The following is a 23,094-nucleotide window of genomic DNA, read 5'->3' as shown; positions in this document are numbered from 1 at the left end:
CGTGCCGCGCGCGGGGAATGCGGCACAACAAGGCCCTCAAAGCCGTGGCGCGAAAGAGGCTGAAGGTCATCTTCGCCGTCATGCGGGACGCCCGCCCGTGCGCCCGAGCCTAGTCCTCGGCCGAATCGCCGAAGAAGAGCCCTGCCGCCGGGGTTTGCGCGAGCATGCCCGAATCAAACGGCCCGATCCCGAAAAAGCAATTGACAAAACCATAGAAACACCCCCCAAACGTTTCGGGTTCTTGGCATCCCAGCAAAAGCGCCGCCCACACGGACGGCGCTTGAAACACGATGCAACCCATCACGCACGCAACCTAGCGCGCACGGCCCCAACCTGCAAGCTCCAAGCGCGTGCCGAAGCAGCAACGCCCGAGCCGTCGCACGCTCAAGCCCAAGCAAGTCTAGTCTTGCTTGACCACCAAAACGTCGCAACGCATGTTGCGAATCAGGAACGTGGACACGCTGCCCACGAACACGTACTTGATGTTGGACAGGCCGCGTTCTCCGCATATAACCAGATCGGGGTCTGCCGGCTCGATCAGCTGCTTCGCCAGCGTGTCGGTAATGCGTCCCGCGCGCACGGTCAAGTCGACCGACGGGATGTTCTCGTTCGCCTGGGCCTCTGCCAGCAAATCGGCCAAATCAGCCTCGATGCGCTTCTTGCCCTCAACGCACAGCGCTTCGAAGTCAACGCCCGAAGCCTCGTACGGAACCGAATCGATAACATGACCGAACATCAGATCGGCGTGGTTGTCCGCCGCGAGCGCTATTGCACGCTGGGCCACTGCCTCCTGCGTCGACGCCCCGTCGAGCGCCGCAAAAATACGCGTGTACCGCTGTGCCATGACCGCTCCTTCCCTACTGTTGCCGTGCCTTTATTGTAACCCAATTCCAACTCGGCGGCGAAACTACGAAGTTATCAGGAGGATGACACCTATGCACAGCAGCATGACGTACGTAAGCTTGAGAAACTTTTCCTGGCTGATTTTCTTTTGCAGCTTGTTGCCCAAGAAGGTGGCGAGCACGGCCAACGGGATGCACAGCACGATAATCTGCAACACGTCCCCGGTGAAATTCCCCTGTTGAAACGCAATGCCAGCATAGATGAGATTGAGGATCGTCCACGTAGCCGAAAGCGTGATGCGGAACTGCTGACGATCGCGCAGCTTCTGCACGGCGTAGATAACCAGCAGCGCACCGCCCGACACGAACATGCCCTGAATAAGCCCCGCAAGCGCCAGGATAATCCACAAGGCCCACTCCGGCATGAACTTCTGCTGGGGAACAATCAGGTTCTTCAGGCCGATCGCAATGACAACCACGCCGTATATCTTCAGCAGCACGTGAAGCGGCATAAGCGTGTCCAGCCAAATGCCCACGAACATGAACACCACCATAACGCCGATGATCTTGCCCAGTTCGCGCCAGTTCACGCTCTTCAGGTTCAAAACGGTCAGCAACCCGCACGCGAAAAAGCCCATGGCGTTGAGAATCGCCACGGTGGAGTGCAGCCCCAACAGCGTGGTGCCCACCGGCATCGCGAAGATATTGCCCGCGAATCCCGTAATAGCCTGAACGGTGTAGGCGAAGAAGAACGCCGCCAAGAAGAGCGCTTTTTCCATATATGCTACAATCAATCCTTATTCATAACGACCCAGCGTACCAGTGTAGCATCTACACGCCAAGGAATGGACGAGCATGGCGGGATTCACCATCACCATCGCGGGAGACTCGGCCCTTAACCTCGAGTTCGCAAAAACGATTTCGGCGGAAACCAGCGCCAAGATTCGCATGGCTGCGGAAAACCTTACGGCCGACCCCATCGCGGGCGTCACCGAGCTGGTGCCTACGTTTTGCTCGCTTATGGTGTACTACAACCCCTTGATCGTTACGTTCGATGAGCTTTCCGCGAAGCTGCGGGGCAAGCTGCGCGACGTGGAAGAAGCTGATTTGAGCGTGCGTAAGATCGTCCCCATCCCCGTGTGCTACGGAGGGGAATTCGGCCCCGACCTGGCAAATGTGGCAGAGCATGCAGGCATGTCCGAAGAAGAAGTCATCGCCATACACACCGGGCGCGACTACCTTATAGATATGCTGGGCTTTCTTCCTGGCTTCGCCTATTTGGGCGGCTTGGACGAACGCCTGCACACGCCGCGCCTAGCCGTTCCCCGTACGCGCATCGAGCCGGGCAGCGTGGGCATCGGCGGCGCTCAAACGGGCATTTACCCGCTGGCTTCGCCGGGCGGCTGGCAGATCATCGGCCGCACGCCGCTGCGTCCCTACGACCCCGACCGCGAGGATCCCATTCTGTACGCTGCGGGAGAATACCTGCGATTCGTGCCCATAACGCCCGAAGAGTACACCGCCATAGAGGCACGGCTCGCCGCCGGCACGTACTCGTACGGCATTTTCGTGGAAGGCGAGTAACATGGGTCTTGTCGTGAAAAAACCCGGCGTCATCACCACCGTTCAAGACAACGGCCGCTTCGGATACCAAGGCAGCGGGTTCGCCACGAACGGCGTCATGGATCGCCGAGCATACGCCATCGCCAACCTGCTTGTGGAAAACGACCCCGACGCCCCCGTGCTGGAGTTCGCGCTCGCAGGCCCCACGGTGCGCTTCACCACGAACTCAATCATAGCCATCACAGGCGGCGATTTCTCCCCCACGTTGGACAGCAAGCCGATTCCCATGTACGCGGCAATCACGGTGCGTCGCGGCTCCATACTGCGGTTCAAAGCACCCCGAACCGGCTGCTACGGCTACCTGGCCATTGCCGGAGGAAGCGTGCGCGTACCTGAGATCATGGGCAGCCGCTCGACCAATCTCAAGTGCGAGCTGGGCGGATGGCGCGGAGGCGCGCTGACTACCGGGGACTACCTGCCCTTCACCACGAAAAGCGTGGACTTCCTGCCGAACCTCGGGTCCCATCGCATCGACAACGATGACGAGTTCTACCAGTTCGATCAAGACGAAATCGTGGTACGCGTGGTGCCCGGACCGCAAGAGGATATGTTTGCCGACGAAGGAATCGAAACCTTTTACAGCCAGCCGTTCACCACCACGACGAAATGTGACCGCATGGGCTACCGCCTGGACGGTCCCGTTATCAAGACGAAGCACGGCTCGGACATCGTGTCCGACGGCATCGCCCTTGGCGCCGTGCAGGTTCCGTCGCACGGCAGGCCCATCATCATGTTGGCCGACCGGCAGACCACCGGCGGATACGCCAAAATAGGCACGGTGGCCACGGTGGACATACCCCGGCTCGTGCAGCGACCCCCGGGACGCAAAATCCGCTTCGAGCCCATCTCCGTCCAGGAAGCGCAGCGCTTGCTGCGCGACGAAGCCCACCTGTTCGAAGCGCTGGCACTCAAGGTGCGCCGACCAAGCGCCGACGGCATATCGCCCCGTCGAACGGCGCGGAGGCTTACCCCCATCTTGGAAGAGCAAGCGCGCAAATCGCAGGCCGACACCTTGTGGATCGACCGCGCCGATCGCGCTGAACGCGTCGGAAACCGCAACGTTTTAGGAACCGTACGCACGTCGAACGACGAGAAGATCGCAACACCGGAAACCACCGCCCACCGCACGACGGTATGAGCGAACGAGAGATACGAGGAGACGTCATGAACACGAAAGCCATCGAAGAGCTGATCGCCATTATGGACAAGGCCGAGCTCACGGCCCTGCGCGTTGACGACGGCGACCTGAAGATCGAGCTCGAGCGCAACCACGGGCCGCTCTCGTCCACCGCTTTGCCGCTCATGGCCGATCGCGTCAGCGCCCTGTTGGCCGGAAAAACCGAAAGCCACGAAGCCGCAGCCGTGGATGCCAGCGACGACGATCATTCCATCCTGGTGCGCAGCCCCATGGTGGGCATGTTCTACCTTGCCCCCAGCCCGGACGAGGATCCGTTCGTGAAGGTGGGCCAGGAAGTGCTGTCCGGCCAAACGCTGGCCATCGTCGAGGCCATGAAGATGATGAACGAGATCACCACGCCCGCACCCGGCATCGTGATGGAAGTGCTTGCCGCAAACGGCTCCCAAGTTGAATACGATCAGCCGCTGTTCCGCATCGCCACCGGCGACCACGCCTAAGGCGGCCCGCTCATGTTCGAGAAGATCCTCATCGCCAACCGCGGCGAGATCGCGGTTCGCATCATCCGCGCATGCCGTGCCATGGGCATCAAGACAGTGGCCGTGTACTCCACCGCCGACAAGCACTCGCTTCACGTGTACCTTGCCGACGAGAGCGTGTGCATCGGCCCGCCGGCCGCGCGCGACTCTTACCTGAACATCGCGGCCATCCTGTCGGCGGCGAAAGGCACGGGCGCGCAAGCCATCCACCCGGGCTACGGATTCCTGTCCGAAAACTCCACGTTCGCCAAGCTCTGCCGCGAAAACGACATCGTGTTCATAGGCCCGGCCCCCGAGGTCATCGACCGCATGGGCAATAAAAGCCAAGCGCGCAAGACCATGATGGAAGCGGGCGTCCCGGTGGTTCCCGGCACGAAGGAGCCGGTGCACCACCCGGAAGAAGCCCTGGTCATAGCCCGCGAAATTGGCTGGCCCATCATGATCAAGGCATCGTCGGGCGGCGGCGGGAAGGGCATGCGCGTCAGCTTGTCCGAAACGGACTTCGCCGAGCAGTTCAACATCGCACAGCGCGAGAGCGTGGGCGCGTTCGGGGACAACACCATGTACCTGGAGCGCTGCGTCATGAACCCGCGGCATGTCGAGGTGCAGGTGATCGCCGATACGCACGGCACCGTGGTGGCGCTGGGAGAGCGTGATTGCTCCGTGCAGCGCAATCACCAAAAGATGATCGAGGAAAGCCCTTCGCCCGTTATGACGGACGAGGTCCGCAGCGAAATGCTGGCCGCAGCAGTGCGCGCCGCGCAAGCCGTGGGGTACTCGTCGGCGGGCACCATCGAATTTTTGCTGGATGACCAGCTGAATTACTACTTCATGGAAATGAACACGCGCATTCAGGTGGAGCATCCCGTAACCGAAATGGTCACGGGGACCGACCTGGTGCAGGAGATGATTCGCGTGGCGGCGGGCGACCCGCTCACGTTCACGCAGGACGACATCACCTATCGCGGGCACGCCATCGAGTGCCGCGTGAACGCCGAGGAACCCGAGCGCGGCTTCCTGCCTTCCCCCGGCGTCATATCGCAGATGCACCTGCCCGGCGGCAACGGCGTGCGCGTGGACACGGCGGCGTACGACGGCTACGACGTGTCGCCCTACTACGATTCGATGATCGCGAAAATTATCGTGCACGGACGCGACCGCACCGAAGCCATCGCCAAAATGCGCACCGCCCTTGAGGAAATGGTGGTCGTGGGCGTGAAGACGAACCTGGACTTCCAGTACGCCATCATGGAGAACGAGACGTTCGCCGCCGGCACGGCCGACACCAGCTTCATCGAGCGCTTCATGAAGGGCGAGGTTTGATTCACGGACGGAGCTTCGTTTAGCAACGTCGAACGCGAAATCGAGAAGCTCTTTCGTCATCTTGGACAAGACCGCAGCTACCAAGAAGGGAGTTCTACCATGCTGAATGCTCCGCAACCCGCCAAACCCGAAGGCGTTGCCGAGGACGTTTGGGCGCAGATGCTTGCCGCATCGCCCGTTGAAGCGCGGCGCCTCATCCGAACCGGCCAGTTCACAGCGCCGACCAGCGGTCTATGCCCCGGATACGCGCAGGCGAACCTCATCGTGCTGCCGAAAGAGCAAGCTTACGACTTCCTGCTGTTCGCGCAGCGCAACCCCAAGCCGTGCCCGCTTCTCGAAGTGACCGAGGTGGGTGCGCGCGAGGCCACCATCTGCGCCACCGACTGCGACATCGCCACCGACTTCCCGCGCTACCGCATTTACGAGCACGGCAAGCTGGTGGCCGAAGTGGAGAACGTCCAGGATTACTGGCGCGACGATCTGGTGTCGTTCGTCATCGGCTGCTCGTTCTCGTTCGAAAGCGAGCTCATCGAGGCCGGCATCGAGATTCGGCACAACACCATGGGCTGCAACGTGCCCATGTACCTGACCGGCGTGCCGTGCACGCCCGCCGGCAGCATGTCCGGCAACATGGTCATGTCGATGCGCCCCATCCCCTACAACCAGGTGGTGAAGGCGGTGCAGATCTCCGGCACCATCCCGAAAGTGCACGGCGCGCCCATCCACATCGGCGACCCCACCGCCATCGGCGTGAACGACATCATGCGCCCCGAGTTCGGCGATCCGGTGGAAATCCGCGAGGGCGAAGTTCCCGTGTTCTGGGCATGCGGCGTCACGCCTCAGTCCATCGTGATGAACAGCAAGCCGCCCTTCGCCATCACGCACGCACCGGGCTGCATGCTGATCACCGACACGAAGAACATCAACCTGAAAGAGTAAGAAGGCAGGCTTATGTACCGAATCGACCTCAACAGCGACCTGGGCGAAAGCTTCGGACGCTACACGCTAGGACTGGACGACCAGATCATTCCGCTTGTTTCAAGCGCGAACGTCGCGTGCGGACAGCATGCAGGCGACCCGATGGTCATGCGCAAGACGGTCGGCATGGCAAAGGACGCCGGCATCGCCATCGGCGCGCATCCGGGCTACCCCGATCTGCAAGGTTTCGGTCGCCGCGACATGAACCTGTCGCCCGACGAGGCGTACGCGTACATGGTGTACCAAATCGGCGCGCTTCAAGCGTTCTGCCAGGCGCAAGGCGTGCAGCTTGCGCACGTCAAACCGCACGGGCAGCTCTACAATCATGCGGCCATCAACCCCGACTTAGCTGCCGCGCTGGCGCAAGCGGTCTTCGACGTGAATCCGAACCTGGCTCTGGTCGGGCTGGCGAACAGCGCGCTCGTTGACGCGGGCCGCAAGCAAGGGCTGATCACGGCCGAGGAGTTCTTCACCGACCGCAACTACACCGACGAGGGCAAGCTGGTCAACCGCAACGATCCCGCTGCGCTCATTCGCGATGAGGAGCAGGCTATCGAGCGCGTGAAGAACGCCATTCGAGACGGGGCCATCCTTTCGGTAACGGGCAAGCTGATCGATCTGCACCCCGACACCATCTGCGTGCACGGAGACTCCCCCACCGCCCTCGCGTTCGTCAGCCGCACGCGCAGCGCGCTCGAAGAGGACGGCATCGTCATCAAGCCGGTCGGCGCGCAATAACACGGCAAAGCGAATCAGGGGAGGATGCGAATCAATCGCGACCTCCCCTGATGCATCAACGCCGACTTGCGGCCACAGCCCTACAGCTCCATGCTATGCAGGCCGTCGAAATCTATGCGCTCGGCCTCCAGCACGTGGCGCAGCGCCTGACCGTTGCATGCGGGCTCCCGCCAGGCCAGACCGCAGCCCGCAGATAGCTGGCGCGGTATGGGAATCAACCGACCCTGCAAACCGCGTCGCCTTCCCGCTTGCTCCATCGCCATCGCATCCGTCGTGGTTCCGAACGCAACCACAAGAACCGGGGATTTCGTCCGCATGCCAACCTCGCCGTCACTCGATCACGATGGCGAAATCGTCGCCGATCTGCTCGACCGCGGCCGTCTTCTTTTTCCTGCGCGCCATTGCCATCACGTTGTCGCGCGCGATAGCCGTGCTCACCAGCACGCGAACCGATTGCCCGGAGTGTGCTTTCACGGCTTGCATGGCCATCATCACCGGTTCCGGGCACGAAAGGCCCCGCGCGTCCACTTCGATCATAGTTGCTCCCTTCGTGTCTAGTTCACCGCTGCGGCGGATGCGTCCTCAACGCTTGCCGATGCCGACGACGCCGCCGCAATGCCCGCGCTCTTCTGTTTGCTGCGCAGGTTGACTGCGCCAATCACGAACAGCACGGCAATGCACCCTACCAGCACGATCTGCCCCGCCAGCGCAGGACCGCCCGCCACAGCTGCGGCTTCCGCCGTAGCCGCCGAAGCTGCCGCGCCAGCCAAGCCGAAGTTGTGGGCGAACGCCGCGCCGATCAGCATGCCCAAAAACGTGACGGCGGCATCGCATGACCCCTGACCCGCCAGCGTCATCTGGCGCAGCGGGCAGCCGCCGGCGAGCACCGCCGCGAATCCAACGGCATACAGGCCCAGAATATTCCACAGATGCTGGGAATGAGCGATGGGCTGACCCTCGAAACTAAGCTTGAAATTGCCTGTGACCAGGTTGTATACAAGCATGACCACAAACAATCCCGCAATGGGAAGCAGCAGGTCGAAATCCCGCATGAGCATGACGTTGCGCACACCGCCCGCAAAGCAAATGCGCGCCTTCTGCGCCAACATGCCCACAACAAGCGAAGCAGCCAGCGCGATGAGCACGGGGGCGTGCTTGCTGCCGGGCCCCGTCTCGCTGGCGGCGAACACGCCCGCGGTCAACCCGATGATCATCAGCGCGGCCAGCACAAGGGGAAGCACGGCGCCCGCGGACTTGTTCGTGTCGCGCTCCCGCCCCAGCGAATACCCCTTCTTCAGAAACAGCGTTCCCGTCGCAATGCCCAACACCAAGCCGATCAGGCCCACGTAAGCGTTCAGGTCGCCCGCGGCCATGCGAATGACCATGCGCAGCGGACAGCCAAGAAACACCAGCGCGCCGATCATCATGATGAACCCCAGAACGAAACGGATCATCGGGGACGACCCCGCGGTGGAGCGGTACTCCTTCGTGGCCAGGGCGATCACGAACGCGCCCACCACCAAGCCCACCACTTCGGGGCGGAAATACTGCACGACGGATGCGCTGTGCAGCTTCAACGCGCCAGCCGTATCGCGAATGAAACACGCCGCGCACATGGCCATGTTCGCCGGATTCCCGAAGTAAGCAAGCAACGCGAGCATGGCCCCTGCAACCACCCCCACGGCAAGCAAGCCTTTCTTTTGATTCAGCAGATCCACAACAACACCTTTCCCTTCAAAACCGCGCACCCGTTTCGCCTTGCGCGCAAATGCTACGCAAGCGAAAAACTGCGCGACAGCACGCTTCCAATCGAAGGCGGCGCAAAGCGCACCCTTACATTGGAAGGTGCGGATTGTTCGACAGCAAGCAGCGGTGCAGAACGCACGGGGCGCAGCAGACAAGCGACCCGTCGGCTTCCCTCGAAGCCTATTCAGTTAGCAATATATGAGCCGCTCTTGGTGCAGAAGGTCGAGCCGGCAGAATAGCCCGACCGTCCAAGAAGGCAACCAAGACTATACGCGATCGAAGAGATGAGGTGCAAGAATTTGGGATCAGCGGCCTCAACGCTGCGAGCAGCGGGGCATTGAGGTCCGCGCTCGACCCAGCCGCCAACAAACAAGCGGAGGCCCCGCGCAGAAAGAGCGCGAAGCCTCCGTCGAAAGCCAGCCCGGTCGAACAAGAACGACCTATTTCGCAGCCAAAGTTAGCGGGAACGCGCACTTCGCGCTCCCGGACAATACGAAACCTACGCGTCAGCCTTCTCGAGCGCGGCAGCAGCGCATTCCACGCAGCGAAGCGCATCCAGAACAAGCGGGTATCCGATGTAGGGAACGCATTGCGCCAGGACGCTGACCAGGAACCCTGCGTCGTTCCCCAAACGCATGCTGGCTCGCGCGTGACCGGTCAACTGCTCGTCATGCCCCCCTTGCGCAACAAGAAAGCAAAAAGCGACCATCTCGCGCTGAGCATCGTCAAGACCGGTGCGCGTGTAGCAATCTCCGAAGCAATGGGATTCCACCCAGCCGTCGATGCGAGCCGCGTCCGCATATCCCGACGCAACCGTTCCCACCGCATCAGCCCCGAACAACTCGGCCTTCTTCTTGGCGCCAGCTTCCGCACGCGTAGCCATCGTGGTTGTAGCCTGGCCCTCAAGCGGCAGGGAAACCAGACGATGCTCCAGCAGTTCGTTGGTCGCATGCAAAAACGGAAGCGCGCACCCAAGCCCCAGATACGGAACAGCCTGGTAGACGATTTCCTTCACCTCAACAGGGGTAACTCCCACGTTAAACGCACCCTTGGCCATAGCCTGAAAAGCCTCGATGCCCCGGCACCCCACAAGCGCCGCCAAAATAGCCATCAGCCTTGTCTTGTCGTCAAGGTTGTCGCTTGCCGGAACCTCTCCGAAAGCGAATGCGTCGAAACGCTCCTGAAACTCCGGGTCGGTGACGGAAAACGGCGAGTCGAATCCAGGGAAAAGACGGTTGCGGTAAGCGTGCGCTTGCTCGACGATGTTCGATTCCATACTTGCTCCTTCGGTCGTTGAGACACTATGCTCTTGTTTCGCGCTCATAATACCTTGCCGAAAGAGGGCTTGGTCAACTGTTATCCAAAACGAAACATACCAATGCCATAGGGGCGCATGCACCATCTGGAAAAAACACCTTGACGAGCCCGAGCGAACCCGCGCGCCAATCCTTGCACGGCGACAGGCCGAAACCAGCGTCGTCCGGTCGGCTGCGTTTCGGGGCGTCTCGCTCGCGTCCGAGCGAGGCAGAATGCCCCCCAACGCCGAAAGCCCCCGAAAGCCCCGGCGGAACCACGCGAAGCAGGCCATCCGGGGCCGCTCCGGCAACAGTTCGACAGCCCACGACGCAAAACTTGGCGCGAAATTGCGGGTCTGCGCTCCCCAACCGACCCACCAGCCGCAGTTGTTTTGAGCGCTTGCACCAACATGCCAGGTCATCGAAACGCAACGAATTCAACGGTTGCCGAAGGCTCTTGACCGAGAGCGCAGACCCGCAATTTCGCGCCAAAGCCTGCACCGCACGCATCGAGCCCGGCGCGCGACCGCATAACGGGCGGCGTTCTTCCCGTGCGCCTCACGCCCAGAACAGGTCGCGAGCCCGAAAACGCAACGCGCCCGCCAAGAGGGCGGGCGCGCGTAACTCAAGCAACAGGGGAAGGCGTTAGCCGCCGATAAGCTTCTGAAGCGACGCCAAGAAACTCGACATGTTGCGATAGCACATGAACAGCGTGATGACGATGATGACCACGCCCGCGCAGTTCGCGAACACGTGGTTCTTCCACTTGCCCAGATCCTTGCCGTTAGCGCAGTACAGCACGAAGAACGCCATGATGGGAAGCAGAATGGCGTTTGCGGCCTGCGCAACCAGGATAAGCTCGGTCGGGCTCTTGCCCAGCACGATGGCCATGCAGCAACCAGCCACCAGCACGATAATCCAGATAGCCTTGAAGCGGATATCCTTGGTCGTCTTCTTCCAACCCAGAACGCCGTTCACCGCATACGCAGCAGAGAACGAAGCCGTGATGGCGCTGGAGAAGCCGGCGGCCAGCAGGCCCAGGCCGATCATCCACGTAGCCCACGAGCCGAGCAAAGGCTGCAGCGCAAGCGCCATGTCCTTGCCGTTGGCCACGGTTGCCTCGGTGCCGTAGATGTTCGCGGCGGCGCAAATCAGAATCGCCATGGAGATGATGCCACCCAGGCCGATGCTCAAAACGGTGTCGAAACGAGCGTCGGATACCTGCTCCGGATCCTTGAAGCGCTCGGAAGCGCCGGACGCGTGCAAGAACAGGTTGTACGGCACGATGGTGGTCCCAATCAGGCCCACTGCCGTCAGGATGCCCTTCGAGCCTTCTTCCGGAAGCGTGGGGACGAACAGGCCCGTCGCAATGGCGCCCCAATCCGGGCTGGAAGCAAGGGCCGTCACAAAGAACACGACGCCCATGAACACGACGATAGCCGTGAGGATGACCTCGACCACCTTGTACGAGCCGATCCACATGGCGGCGAACGCCAAAATACCCAGAACCACAACGATGGGGATCATCGGAACATCAGGCGCAACAGCCTGAATGCCCAAAATACCGCCCGTGATGTTGCCCGTTTCGTAAGCAATGTTGCCCACGAAAATGGCGATGATAACAATCACGATCGCAATCCACATCAAAATCTTGTTCGGAATACGATCGCGGATGTTTTCACCCAAACCCTTACCCGAAACAATACCAACGCGCGACGCCATCTCCTGGAAGATAATGGTCGCAACGGTGGCGAACAGCAGTGCCCACAGCATGGTGTAGCCATAGCTTGCTCCGGAAACCGTGCACGTCGTAACCGTGCCGGGACCGATAAAGCCGGCGGCAACCAGTGCGCCCGGGCCGACGTTCTTGAACTTCTGAACCAGCGTACTGCTCATACCCACTCCTTTCTTAGCCCTTAAAGCAACGATATGCCTGCAGCAGACATGCCGTCCCCCCGGCACGTCCGATTCCATTACGGGCCTTCTAGGCCTGCAACTGGCATAATGACCGATTTACTTTAGCAGATTAAAGCGTGCGAGTATACAGCGAAGCGGCACGCGGGCAAGGCAATCGGCATGAGACGGAAAAGCGTGATTGCCGGCCCGTTTTCAGGTCAGCCGCCCAAAACGAGTCGCCGAATCAACCCACCGCTGCCGTCTCGCCCTACGACGTCTTCCAGAAATCCTGGATCAAATCTTGGCGGTTGGTGCGGCCCGTTTTCTGCAAGATGTTGTGCACGTGCACCTTCACCGTGCTCAGCGCCACGTGCATCGTGGACGCGATGTTCTGGTTGTCCTTCCCCAGCAACACCAGGTGTAGGACCTCGCTCTCGCGCTCGGAAAGCTGATGGCGCTTCGCGTACAGCATAAGGTTCTCGCTGATCTGCTCGTCTTGCCGCTGATCGCCGCGCATCGGCGGACGATCGAAGCGAAGCTGCAAAACCCGGCGCGCATCCCTTCCTGCAAAGAACGCGCAGCTCATCAGCAACGCCTCTTCCGCATAGTTGCGCTCAGCCGAAAACGTGATGGGGCCCAGCTGAATCACAGGCTCGTTCAGCAGCATGAAGAAGGTCATGTCCTCCAACAGCACGGCCGTGTTCAGAACCGCCACCATCACGTACAGCCACCGATGCTTCCACAGGCGGCTGCGCTCGACATCGTCCTTCGACGAGAAGTAGCGAAACCCCGTGAACAGCAGCATCCAGAACACGAACAGCTCGCGCATGCCGTAGAACAAGAAACGCTGCAAGTCGCCCTCGGGCAGCGCCACCAGCACCGCCACGCTCATCACCGCGAACACAACCCCCGGAGCCACCAAAAGCGCGCGCCTTGTTTCCCCCAGGTAGTCGCATACCAAAAACCAAAACGAGACAAGGAACCCGCCGCCCGTAATAACATTGGTCAGTGATCGTATAACTAGATAGATTTGACCCTGCTCGGAGCCAAGGACATACGAGACAAACTCGTCCTGAAAGACGAACGCGACGTCGAAGAAATAGAACAGAAACGCGAAAAAGGCGAACAGCATCAACCGCTTGCGCGAAACCAAGTACGCCGAAAGACACATGGCCGAAGCAAGGATCGATATCAACAACACAATAAGGGTGACATGGAAGAGCACGAGACCCACAGGCAACTACCTTCCCTTCCGTTCAGTTCTCTCGCATTGTCGGGAACCAGCTCCCATGATACAGCAACGCCTTGCGTTTAGGACGGCATTACCCTCTCTTTGGCAACCTTAGGAAGAAAAATGGTCAGGATATATTAATCAAGCGATCACCTGGGGTTTATCGAAGGTGTAGGGCGGCTTGCAGCACGAGTACACCCTCTATCCATCTATCGATACACCCCCTTTACATCTTTTCTTCACAACCTCCAGGGCGCATGGTGGAGCCAACGCGCCGAGGTATCGCCGCCGAGGCGCGAACTTGGCGAAGATAGCCTCACGTGAGGCACGGCAGGCCCCGGCAAGACGCCGGGGCCCGACGAAAGGAAGAAGGAGGGTTGCAATGGCTGGAGTAAACGTCAAAAGCGAAATCAAGCCTTTGAAGCAAGTCCTGCTGCACCGCCCGGGTAAAGAGCTTCTGAACCTGACGCCGAACACGCTCGAAGAGCTGCTGTTCGACGACATCCCGTTCTTGAAGGTCGCCCAGGAGGAGCACGACGCCTTCGCGCAGGCTCTGCGCGACAACGGCGTTGAAGTGTTCTACCTCGAAGATCTTATGGCCGAGGTTCTGGAGGCCGACCCCGCGCTGCGCGAGCAGTTCCTGAAGCAGTGGATCGAAGAGGCCGGCATCCGCACGGAGCGCTACCAGAAGATCATCTTCGACTACCTGCAGGAGAACTACCCCGATGCCAAGGACTTCGTCCTGAAGACGATGGAGGGCATCAACCTGACCGAGCTGCACACCGACAAGTCGAACTCCCTGGTTGACCTGGTTTCCGAGTCTTCCAAGATGGTCGTCAAGCCCATGCCGAACCTGTACTTCACCCGCGACCCGTTCGCGATGATCGGCAACGGCGTGTCCATCAACCGCATGTACTCCGAGACGCGCAACCGCGAGACCATCTACGGCGAGTACATCTTCAAGTACCATCCCATGCTGAAGGGCACCCCCGAGTACTACAGCCGCTACAACACGTTCCACATCGAGGGCGGCGACATTCTCAACATCAACGATAAGGTTCTGGCCATCGGAATCTCCCAGCGTACGGAGCCCGACGCCATCGACCAGATCGCTAAGAACATCTTCCATGACGAGACCAGCCCCGTCGAGACCATCCTGGCGTTCAACATCCCGAACAACCGCGCCATGATGCACCTCGACACGGTGTTCACCCAGATCGACGTGGACAAGTTCACCATCCATCCGGGCATCATGGGCCCGCTGACCGTGTTCGAGATCACCCCCGAGGGCGACGGCATCAAGGTCCGCGAGATGAACGACACGCTCGAGGCCATCCTCGAGAAGTACGTCGGCTGCCCCGTGGAGCTCATCCCCTGCGGCGGCGGCGACCGCATCGCGGCCGAGCGCGAGCAGTGGAACGACGGCTCGAACACGCTGTGCATCGCTCCGGGCACCATCGTGGTGTACGAGCGCAACGACGTGACGAACAAGGTGCTTGAGGACAAGGGCCTCAACCTGGTCGTCGTGCCTTCCGCCGAGCTGTCCCGCGGCCGTGGCGGCCCGCGCTGCATGAGCATGCCCATCTGGCGCGAAGACTAATCTTTACCCCCTCCATCAGCCCCGGTCCCCACACGCGAACGAGAACCGGGGCTGATGTATGTAGGGCACAGTTACCCCCCCTCGGACGAGCAAGGAGAATCAATGGAAGAAAAGAAGAAGGGCATCAGCCTGTTTGGGCTGATTGGCATGGTCGTCAGCTCGTGTATCGGCTCGGGCGTTTTCGCTTTGACCGGCCAGCTTTCCCAGGTCGCCTCCCCCGGCGGCGCGCTGGTGGCATGGCTTGTGGTCGGCATCGGCTTTCTGCTGCTGGCGCTCTCGCTGAACAACCTGGTGGCAAAGCGCCCCGACCTGCACGGCATTTTCACGTACGCAAGCGAGGGCTTCGGCCCCCTGGCAGGATTCCTTTCCGGCTGGGGCTATTGGCTTTCCGCTTGGCTTGGCAACGTGGCCTTCGCAACGATGATGATGTCCACGGTGGGATACTTCTATCCCGATTTCCTTCCGGGAAACACCGTGCCCTGCATCCTCATCGCCTCGGTGGTCATGTGGCTGCTCACGCTGCTGGTTATCCGCGGCGTTGAAAGCGCATCGTTCTTGAACGCCATCGTCATGGTGTGCAAGGTTGCCTCCATCGGCATCTTCATCCTGTTTGCCCTGTTCATGTTTAACGCCGGCGTGTTCACCGCCGACTTCTGGGGCACGCTGTACAACAACGCCGTCGCCGCAGGCGAATACGGCGCCACGGCCGTGGGCCTGGGCGGCATCGGCGAGCAGGTCATGAACTGCATGATCATCATGATGTGGGTGTTCATCGGCATCGAGGGCGCTGCCGTGGTGTCCTCTCGCGCCGAAAAGAAGAGCGACGCCGGCAAGGCCACCGTTATCGGCCTGGTCTGCCTGCTGGTTATCTACATTGGCGCGTCCGTGCTTCCGTACGGCTACCTTCCCTACACGGAAATCGCCGCCATGGACAAGCCCGCCATGCTGTACGTGTTCGACAAAATGGCTCCGGGCTGGGGCGGCGCGTTCATCTCCATCGCCATCATCATCAGCGTTCTGGGTTCTTGGCTTTCCTTCACCATTCTGCCGGCTGAAACCACCAGCGAAATGGCCGAGCACAAGCTGCTCCCGGCTGGCTGGGGCAAGCTGAACGACAAGGGCGCTCCGCAGTTCAGCCTCCTGCTGGTGGCCGTGTGCACCCAGGTGTTCATGATCATCACCATCTTCAGCCAGGACGCCTACAACTTCGCGTTCAGCATGTGCACGGTGGCCATCGTGGTCACCTGGGCGCTGGCTTCCGCGTTCCAGTGCAAGCACTCCGCGGAAAAGAAGGAGTGGGGCCAGTTCGCCATCGGCGCCATCGCCACCGTGTTCCTGGTGGTGGGCTGCCTCTACAACGGCTGGAGCTTCCTGCTTCTGACCTGCGTCGGCTACATCCCCGGCTTCTTCGTGTTCGCCGCTGCGCGCAAGCAGCAGGGCGTCGGTCTCAAGAAGTCCGAGATCGTTGGCATGGGCGTTATCGCTGCCCTGGGCGTTGCCTCCCTGGTCATGGTGGGCATGGGCATCATCTCCATCTAACCGCACCCGCCCCGCAAGCATCCGGGCGCACCGGATTCGCAAACCAACACGCAAAGGGAGACGGGCTCAGGCTCGTCTCCCTTTTTCAACAAAGGAGGGCTTCGCATGAACATCGCAACCATCGGCGTGGAAGACTGGCTCAACGTGTGGGAGAAAAGCGCCACGTACGACATAGCCCAATCCACCATCGCGTCTATGACCATGGGGGAGATTTTGGCGCTCGACAACGAGGAAGGCGCCACGTTCTACGAGCGCCTGAACCGTGAGAAGATGAACTACGGCTGGATCGAAGGATCGCCCGAATTCAAAGCCGAAGTGGCCAAGCTGTACCGCGCTGGCAATCCGGACAACATCCTGCAAACCAACGGCGCAACGGGCGCGAACCTGCTGGCGCTCATGGCGCTGGTGGAACCCGGCGATCACGTGATTGCGGAATACCCCACCTACCAGCCGCTGTACGAGATTCCGCGCACGCTTGGTGCCGAAGTGGAGTACTGGCACATCCGCCAGGAGCACGACTGGAACCCGGACATCCGCGAACTCGAGCAGCTGATACGCCCCAACACGAAGCTCATCTGCATCAACAACGCCAGCAACCCCTTGGGCACCGTGCTCTCGGCCGACATGCTGCAGCAGATTGCCGACATCGCGCGCTCGGTAGGCGCGTACGTGCTGTCCGACGAAGTGTACCTCCCCTTGCAGGATACGGAGTCGTTCGTTTCCATGGCCGACCTGTACGACAAGGCCGTGGTGTCCAACAGCCTTTCCAAAACGTACTCGGTGCCGGGCGCGCGTATCGGGTGGATCGTCTCCAACGACACGGAATTGGTCGATCGCTTCCGCGTGTACCGCGACTACACGATGATCTGCGACGGCGTGTTCAACGACGCCCTTGCCGTGCACGTACTGAAGAACCGCGAGAAGGTGCTCGAGCGCAACCGGGCCATCGTGCTGAACAACCTGGCTATCGCCCAAGAGTGGATCGACAACGAGCCGCGCGTTTCCTGGGTGCCGCCCAAAGCGGTGTCCACATCCTACATCCAGCTTGACATTCCCGTAGACGACGAGCAGTTCTGCATCGACCTGCTGCGCGATCAAGGCGTGCTGCTGGTTCCCGGCAGTCGCTTCGAGCTGCCGCGCGGCGCGCGCTTGGGATACTGCGCCGCAGAAGCCACGCTGCGCGAAGGCCTTGCACGCCTGAGCACGGCCTTGAGGCAGTTCGACTAGCATCGACCGCGCCGGCGGCAACGCGCGTCCCCTATCTTTTCACGCCCTCTTACGCTTGGCTCGCAAACGCGTCCCGAACGTAAGAGGGTTTTATTTTCCCAGGTCATACGCATGCAAAAACCTTTTGACAGCAAATCCTCGATCCGCGGAAGCCTATGTCGAAATCATTTGGTGGTACCATGGCCAACATCATGGCAGTCTCTTAGCCGTCGAAAGGACGCGCGTGGAACTAAGCAAGCAAATCAAGCGGTATCGGATGCAACGAGGATTGTCCCAGGAAGATTTGGCCGGCAAGATCTACGTATCACGGCAAACCGTCTCGAACTGGGAAACCGACAAGACCTATCCCGACGTGCAAAGCCTGCTGCTCCTAAGCGTTCTGTTCGACGTCACTATCGACGAACTGATCAAAGGAGACATGGAAGCCATGAAAGAAGCAGTCGAACACGACGGAAAGAAACTGAACGCCCTGGGACTCGTCATGCTCGCGTTCGCCCTTGCAGCCGTGGTGATGGTCGTAGGGGGCATCTCGTTTTGGGGCTGGGGCATCGTGCCCAGCACGATCATCGCCCTCTTGCTCTACGGCGTTGCCATGGCGGCCGCCATGGCAGCCGAGCGCCTTAAAAAGCAGCATGACTTGGTGACGTACCGCGAGCTCCTGGCCTTCCGAAAAGGCCAGCCCGTCGACCGGGACTGCCGAAGCAGCAGGCGCGCTCGCGAGCATCGTCCGCTTAAAACCGCCCTGTTCATGCTTATCGGAGCCTCGGTCGGCGCCTGCCTCGGCTACTTCGGCTTCATGTTCTTCGGATAAGCGGTCACGCCTCCTCCTCGACGAGCATCCCCCGAAGCAACTCCTCGCGCAGTGCGAGGCGGGTTCGGGTGAACTCGGGATCGACGTAGCGCAGCCGCTTGCCCGTCAGGTTCGCTATCTGACGGGCAAGCCGGTTGAACGCGCCGCCATCCATCACCTGCTTTCGCGAGACGGTCAGCACGGTGAATCCCAGCGAGACGAGCGTTCCGCGCCGGCGCGCATCGCTCTCCTGCCGCTCGGGATCGAGATGGTACCGCGCGCTATCGTATTCGGCCGCTAGATTCGAGCCCGGCCAGCACAGATCGCATTCGCAGTACCTTCGATCCGCGAGTTTCCTTATATGGGTAGGCACGTCCACACGGTAGTTAAACTGCGGCTTCTCGATCCCGTATCCGCCCAGCCGATACGGCAGGCACAGCAGAAGCGCCAGCACGGTCTCCATCGGAGACGCGGCGTTCTCCATCACGAAGCCCAACGCGCGCAGCGCCTCCGTGCGCCCATAGGCGTACTCTGCACTCTCGACGAACGCTCGCAGCTTGGCGACCGACGTCAGCGGAGCCTCCCGTCGAACCGCCGGACCGCTGTCAACATGAACGTACGTACCACAGAGCTCGCAGCCAAGCTGGATGAGCCGAGCAAGGCTCAGCTTGCTCGCCATCTGCAAAAGCAAAATTCCGGCGCGCTCACGAAGAATCCTTGCCCCGCGTCCACCACCGACTCTTCCGGCAACGAGCTTCGCACGTGGCAGACGATGCTCCCCGTTTGAGTCCGCGCCGATGCGCTGCCGACGAGCGCATGCACCGGAATACTGTATCCACCCGGTCGACGATTGCCCGCAGAAAGACGCGGCTTCTCCTGCGCCTGCAGCGCTTTTCGAGCGCGTGCGGTGGCTGACCGGCGCTTTTTCAACCCCTGCAGGAATCGAGGGCCGACCGTGCGCCAGTATTCCAGAGCCGATTCGTATCCGATGATCACAGCCATACGCGCATCATACGCCTTTTGGCAGAGATTAGAAGGTTTGCGGCTCATGAACGCGAGAAATTCTGCCTATAGCGAGCAAGTGATCACATAATGCCTGGCCGCAGATTTCATCTTCCCTTTTCGTGCGCGTCGTCGCGAGCCAAAAGCCACAAACCTAGGAATCTCTGCCATTTTCGAGCCCTCCGCGGGACGCTACCCAGATTGCCATCCCGTACGCCGTTTGCGCGCAGGCTGCCTGCACGCACGTCGCCATCCCGTACGCTGTTTGCACGCACGTTGCCATCCCGTACGTTGCCTGCACGCACAGGTGCCCCGGCCAACGCAGGCCGGGGCACCTGCAATCCTGCGGAAGCCGCGGCCCCTACTTCGCCTTGGCCGCGTCCTCCGTCTTGCCGCTTACGCTGGCGGCGCTGCGCCCGCCATGATCGAACCCGGTGTTGATGACGCCCTGCGTGTTGCCCGTCACGAATCGAGCCTTGCTCAGCGTATCGATTTCCTTCTTGATGTCCTCCACCAGCTTGACGCACAGCTGCATCGAGAAGTCCTGGCGCGCCACCACGCGCTGCACCGTCGTTTCCTGCAGGTCGGCGGGCATCGGGTACGCGGGCACCAGCCACCCGTTCATGCGCAGGCGATCGGACAGGTCGTACAGCGACCACGCCACGTCCGCATCTTCCTTCAAACCCCAGCACACAATGGGAATGTGGCCAGCATCTTCGTACAGCTCGAACATGCCCATGTCCTTGATCTCGGCGGCAAGGTAGCGGGCCACGTCAAGCGTACGTTCCTGGATTTCCCGGAACCCCTCGAAGCCGTTGCGCATCAGCACGTAGTACTGCCCCACAATCTGGGAAGCCGAGCGCGAGAAGTTGATGGCCATGGTTGCCTCTTCGCCGCCCAGGTAGCTCACCCAGAAGATCAAGTCCTCGGGCAGCGCTTCCTTGCTGCGCCAGACGACCCAGCCGATGCCCGGATAAACCAGGCCGTACTTATGCCCGGAGCAGTTGATGGACCACACGTTCTTCAAGCGGAAGTCCCACTCCAGGTCAGGCTCCACGAACGGCGCGAACATACCGCCCGACGCACCGTCCACGTGGATGCGAATCGGCAGCTTCGGGTGCTCCTGGTTGTACGCCTCCACCAGTTCGTTCAGCTTCTTCACGTCGTCGAACTTGCCGGTATATGTAATGCCCAGAATTGCCGTGATGCCAATGGTGTAGTCGTCCACATAGTTCATGACCGTGTCCATGTTGAGCGACAGATGGTCCTTCTCAAGCGGAACCAGGCGCATCTCGATATCCCAGTAGCGACAGAATTTTTCCCAACACACCTGATAACCCGACGAAATGACCAGGTTCGGACGCGTGGCGGAATAGATGTCCACCCCGGCTGCCGCAGCCAGCTTCTTCCACCGGAACAGCATGCCCAAGCCGCCCAGCATGCATGCCTCAGACGACCCGACGGTCGACGTGCCCATGGGCTGCTCGTTCGAATCGGCATGCCACAGGTCGCCGATCATGGCCACGCAACGGTTCTCCAAGTCGGCCGTCATGGGGTATTCGTCCTTGTCGATGGCGTTTTTCTCCATGGTCTCGGCCATGATCTTCGTGGCCATGGGCTCCATGTACGTCTGGCAGAACGTGGTGAGGTTCTGCGTTGCGTTGCCTTCGATGGACAGGTATTCCTTGATCATCTCGTAAGCGATGCGCGGCTCGACCGGCTTGTCGTTCATCTTCATGAGCGGCATCTGCGCATCGCTTGCCTCAGACCCGAAGATAGGTGTCAAGTAGCGCGTTCCCTCGTCCATGTTCTCCAAAATCTTGCTCGTAGTAGATTGCTTGTCCATGATGAGCCTCCTATGCATCCTTTGTTGTATGGTGCTTGTCATTGCCGCGCGCCAAGTCCTGGAGGCGCGCATTCGCGGCAGCAGCCGCAACGCCCGCACCGCCGGACACGCCCGTGCCCGCCGCTGCTCCCGGTCCCGCAGGGCCATCGGAAGCAGCCTCTTCCGGCGCCCACCGGTGCCGCAGCGCGTAAATCGCAAACGGAATAGCCACCGAGACCGCGAACGCCACCACCAGCGTTGTTTGGTACACGAGGTTCGCCTGATCCGAAAGGTTCGACGACGGGAAGAACGATATGATCAGCGTTGCCACCGTCATGAACAGCCCCGCCCCCGCCACAACAGCCTTGAACGGCGTGCCTCCGGGAAGCTGGAACGACCGCTGCAGGTTCTTCTTCTTGAAAACAAGGACGAAGTACCCCAGGAAGAACAGCACGTATCCCACCAGGTAAATGACCACCGTCAAGCCGATAGCCGTCAGGTACCCCACCGACGAGCTCGAGCCGCCGGAAAGCGCGATGGAGCCGCACAGTACCGCGTCCCACACTGTTACGATGATCGCCTGAATCACGACCGTCTTCACGCTCACGCCATGCTTGTTCACCTTTTTGAACGACGGCGGAAGAATGCCGTCATGCGCGGTATCCAGAAGCGCGCGCGACGGGCCTACGATCCATGCGGAAATCTCCGCCAAAACGCCCAACGCCAGCAACAGGGCAACCACGAACACGACCCACTCCATAGAAGGGCCGATATGCGTCACGAAGATAGCGCGGAACGCCTCGATCACGCCGAACGATAGGTTGCCGTCCAGAACGGATGCCGGCAGCGTAGTGGCAACGGCCAGCCCGCCCAGCGCGTCCAACGCAATGGTCAGCACCGCTAGAACGATCATGGCCAACGGGTAGTTTCGGTTCGGGTTCTGCAGCTCGTTCACGTGCGAAGCCGATGCCTCGACGCCCATGTACGCCAAGATGAACGACGCAAAAATAACCAGCGTGTCAACCTTCGTGAAATCGGGAACGAACGTGGCAGCATCCATGGTGATCTGAGATACGCCGCCCGTGGCGAAGTAGTAGATCAACCCTACGAGCAGCACCAAGACCGGCACCAGAATGCCGCCGATGAAGCCGACCTTCGAAATGCGCGCCGTGAACTTCGTGCCGCCCAGCTGCGTCAACGTAAGAATCCATACGATGGCCGCCACGCCGAAGAACATCACCAACGGGTTGTCGTACAGCGCGTCCCATTTGACCACGTACGCCAATGCCGCCAAGATGAAAAACGCCATGGTCACGAACCCTACGGTAATTTGGAACCATTGGAAGAACAAGGCCGCAAAGCCCCAACGCCTCCCTAGCGTATTGCCGACCCAGGCAAAAATGCCGCCCGATTCCCACCCCTTGACCGTGGCCATCTCCGCCGCGCACATCGCAACGGGCAGAAACCACAGAATTCCGCCGATGATCAAAAAGAACACCAGCTGAAAACCTGACGAGGCGAACGAGGGGTACTCGTACACCGTCATCACCATGGATGCGGTGATAGCGAAGAACCCGAAGAACGTCAGGGATCGCGTAAACGAGGGCCTGCTCGCTTTGCCTACGGGACCCGGATCGGCTGCGGCAGCTGCCGCTTGTCGACGAGGTTCGCTCATACTGCTTCACTCCTTCCTTTGCACCTGCGCGCGCTTCTACGGATTGCTGCAAATCGGCACGCGAGCGCACGGTCGCGCGTGCCTGCAACC

23 protein-coding genes are annotated in these 23,094 nt (G+C 60.7%); 11 read left to right on the top strand and 12 right to left on the bottom strand.

All coding sequences use genetic code 11. From position 1 onward, the window contains the following. Positions 1 to 400 precede the first annotated feature (400 nt). Positions 401 to 844: a universal stress protein gene (locus ACTQZK_RS05370; protein WP_216529980.1), complete on the bottom strand. Its 444-nt coding sequence runs from the start codon at positions 842 to 844 to the stop codon at positions 401 to 403. A gap of 63 nt (positions 845 to 907) precedes the next feature. After that, positions 908 to 1,621 (bottom strand): sulfite exporter TauE/SafE family protein, encoded by a 714-nt coding sequence (locus tag ACTQZK_RS05365; RefSeq protein WP_114567306.1) that lies wholly within the window; start codon positions 1,619 to 1,621, stop codon positions 908 to 910. 76 nt (positions 1,622 to 1,697) lie between these two features. On the opposite strand from ACTQZK_RS05365, the gene pxpB reads away from it, so the two are divergent. The 6 genes from pxpB (at position 1,698) to ACTQZK_RS05335 (ending at position 7,178) form a co-directional block, all read left to right on the top strand. After that, positions 1,698 to 2,426, top strand: coding sequence for a 5-oxoprolinase subunit PxpB (pxpB, locus tag ACTQZK_RS05360; RefSeq protein WP_225749725.1), 729 nt, complete (start codon positions 1,698 to 1,700; stop codon positions 2,424 to 2,426). A 1-nt stretch (position 2,427) separates the two neighbouring features. Then, entirely contained in the window at positions 2,428 to 3,603 is a 1,176-nt protein-coding gene (locus ACTQZK_RS05355; protein WP_216529978.1) for a biotin-dependent carboxyltransferase family protein, read from the top strand. A gap of 26 nt (positions 3,604 to 3,629) precedes the next feature. Next, a complete protein-coding gene (gene accB, locus ACTQZK_RS05350) occupies positions 3,630 to 4,100 on the top strand; it encodes an acetyl-CoA carboxylase biotin carboxyl carrier protein (RefSeq protein ID WP_114567309.1) in 471 nt (156 codons plus the stop codon). A gap of 12 nt (positions 4,101 to 4,112) precedes the next feature. Next, positions 4,113 to 5,462, top strand: coding sequence for an acetyl-CoA carboxylase biotin carboxylase subunit (gene accC, locus ACTQZK_RS05345; RefSeq protein WP_114567310.1), 1,350 nt, complete (start codon positions 4,113 to 4,115; stop codon positions 5,460 to 5,462). 99 nt (positions 5,463 to 5,561) lie between these two features. Continuing rightward, positions 5,562 to 6,401 (top strand): putative hydro-lyase, encoded by an 840-nt coding sequence (locus ACTQZK_RS05340; protein WP_441898759.1) that lies wholly within the window; start codon positions 5,562 to 5,564, stop codon positions 6,399 to 6,401. A gap of 12 nt (positions 6,402 to 6,413) precedes the next feature. Continuing rightward, positions 6,414 to 7,178 carry a LamB/YcsF family protein gene (locus tag ACTQZK_RS05335; RefSeq protein ID WP_441898757.1) on the top strand — a complete coding sequence of 255 codons (765 nt, stop codon included), beginning with the start codon at positions 6,414 to 6,416 and terminating at the stop codon, positions 7,176 to 7,178. An 80-nt stretch (positions 7,179 to 7,258) separates the two neighbouring features. On the opposite strand, the gene ACTQZK_RS05330 is transcribed toward ACTQZK_RS05335, so the two are convergent. The 3 genes from ACTQZK_RS05330 to yedE are packed head-to-tail and all read right to left on the bottom strand — an operon-like array spanning position 7,259 to position 8,896. After that, a complete protein-coding gene (locus tag ACTQZK_RS05330; protein WP_114567313.1) occupies positions 7,259 to 7,495 on the bottom strand; it encodes a DUF3343 domain-containing protein in 237 nt (78 codons plus the stop codon). Positions 7,496 to 7,508: 13 nt separating this feature from the next. Beyond that, positions 7,509 to 7,715 (bottom strand): sulfurtransferase TusA family protein, encoded by a 207-nt coding sequence (locus tag ACTQZK_RS05325; protein ID WP_114567314.1) that lies wholly within the window; start codon positions 7,713 to 7,715, stop codon positions 7,509 to 7,511. Between the two features lie 17 nt (positions 7,716 to 7,732). After that, positions 7,733 to 8,896, bottom strand: a complete 1,164-nt coding sequence (gene yedE / locus ACTQZK_RS05320; RefSeq protein ID WP_441898754.1) for a YedE family putative selenium transporter — start codon at positions 8,894 to 8,896, stop codon at positions 7,733 to 7,735. Here yedE and ACTQZK_RS05315 point away from each other — a divergent pair. Beyond that, positions 8,879 to 9,163 (top strand): hypothetical protein, encoded by a 285-nt coding sequence (locus tag ACTQZK_RS05315; protein ID WP_441898752.1) that lies wholly within the window; start codon positions 8,879 to 8,881, stop codon positions 9,161 to 9,163. The two genes, yedE and ACTQZK_RS05315, sit on opposite strands and share 18 nt — an antisense overlap. Positions 9,164 to 9,423: 260 nt before the next feature. Here ACTQZK_RS05315 and ACTQZK_RS05310 read toward each other — a convergent pair whose 3' ends face one another. The 3 genes from ACTQZK_RS05310 to ACTQZK_RS05300 all read right to left on the bottom strand — a co-directional run bounded on the left by ACTQZK_RS05310 (position 9,424) and on the right by ACTQZK_RS05300 (position 13,349). Then, positions 9,424 to 10,200 (bottom strand): carboxymuconolactone decarboxylase family protein, encoded by a 777-nt coding sequence (locus ACTQZK_RS05310; RefSeq protein WP_441898750.1) that lies wholly within the window; start codon positions 10,198 to 10,200, stop codon positions 9,424 to 9,426. A gap of 664 nt (positions 10,201 to 10,864) precedes the next feature. Then, the gene (locus ACTQZK_RS05305; protein ID WP_114567317.1) at positions 10,865 to 12,115 is read right to left on the bottom strand and encodes an Nramp family divalent metal transporter; all 1,251 of its coding nucleotides are present in this window, start codon (positions 12,113 to 12,115) and stop codon (positions 10,865 to 10,867) included. Positions 12,116 to 12,383: 268 nt separating this feature from the next. Next, entirely contained in the window at positions 12,384 to 13,349 is a 966-nt protein-coding gene (locus ACTQZK_RS05300) for a helix-turn-helix transcriptional regulator (protein ID WP_114567338.1), read from the bottom strand. Positions 13,350 to 13,728: 379 nt separating this feature from the next. Here ACTQZK_RS05300 and arcA point away from each other — a divergent pair, with 379 nt between their 5' ends. The 4 genes from arcA (at position 13,729) to ACTQZK_RS05280 (ending at position 18,523) form a co-directional block, all read left to right on the top strand. Further along, the gene (gene arcA / locus ACTQZK_RS05295) at positions 13,729 to 14,946 is read left to right on the top strand and encodes an arginine deiminase (RefSeq protein ID WP_114567318.1); all 1,218 of its coding nucleotides are present in this window, start codon (positions 13,729 to 13,731) and stop codon (positions 14,944 to 14,946) included. Positions 14,947 to 15,048: 102 nt separating this feature from the next. Next, positions 15,049 to 16,485, top strand: coding sequence for a basic amino acid/polyamine antiporter (locus ACTQZK_RS05290; protein WP_114567319.1), 1,437 nt, complete (start codon positions 15,049 to 15,051; stop codon positions 16,483 to 16,485). A 105-nt stretch (positions 16,486 to 16,590) separates the two neighbouring features. After that, positions 16,591 to 17,712, top strand: a complete 1,122-nt coding sequence (locus ACTQZK_RS05285; protein WP_114567320.1) for an aminotransferase — start codon at positions 16,591 to 16,593, stop codon at positions 17,710 to 17,712. Between the two features lie 223 nt (positions 17,713 to 17,935). Continuing rightward, positions 17,936 to 18,523: a helix-turn-helix transcriptional regulator gene (locus tag ACTQZK_RS05280; protein ID WP_441898747.1), complete on the top strand. Its 588-nt coding sequence runs from the start codon at positions 17,936 to 17,938 to the stop codon at positions 18,521 to 18,523. A gap of 4 nt (positions 18,524 to 18,527) precedes the next feature. Here ACTQZK_RS05280 and ACTQZK_RS05275 read toward each other — a convergent pair whose 3' ends face one another. From ACTQZK_RS05275 to ACTQZK_RS05260, 4 genes are all read right to left on the bottom strand, one after another. Continuing rightward, positions 18,528 to 19,181: a hypothetical protein gene (locus ACTQZK_RS05275; protein ID WP_441898745.1), complete on the bottom strand. Its 654-nt coding sequence runs from the start codon at positions 19,179 to 19,181 to the stop codon at positions 18,528 to 18,530. Continuing rightward, positions 19,166 to 19,504, bottom strand: a complete 339-nt coding sequence (locus ACTQZK_RS05270) for a hypothetical protein (protein WP_441898743.1) — start codon at positions 19,502 to 19,504, stop codon at positions 19,166 to 19,168. Before ACTQZK_RS05270 ends, ACTQZK_RS05275 begins: the two co-directional genes overlap by 16 nt. A 361-nt stretch (positions 19,505 to 19,865) precedes the next feature. Next, a complete protein-coding gene (locus ACTQZK_RS05265) occupies positions 19,866 to 21,350 on the bottom strand; it encodes a glutamate decarboxylase (RefSeq protein WP_441898741.1) in 1,485 nt (494 codons plus the stop codon). A 10-nt stretch (positions 21,351 to 21,360) separates the two neighbouring features. After that, entirely contained in the window at positions 21,361 to 23,004 is a 1,644-nt protein-coding gene (locus tag ACTQZK_RS05260) for an amino acid permease (protein ID WP_441898739.1), read from the bottom strand. Positions 23,005 to 23,094 lie beyond the last annotated feature (90 nt).

It is taken from the genome of Paraeggerthella sp. LCP19S3_G8 (assembly GCF_052119225.1).
In the GTDB taxonomy this organism is placed as follows: domain Bacteria; phylum Actinomycetota; class Coriobacteriia; order Coriobacteriales; family Eggerthellaceae; genus Paraeggerthella; species Paraeggerthella hominis.
The sequence above is the reverse complement of the archived record's forward strand: the minus strand, read 5'-3'. Positions and strand labels throughout refer to the sequence as shown.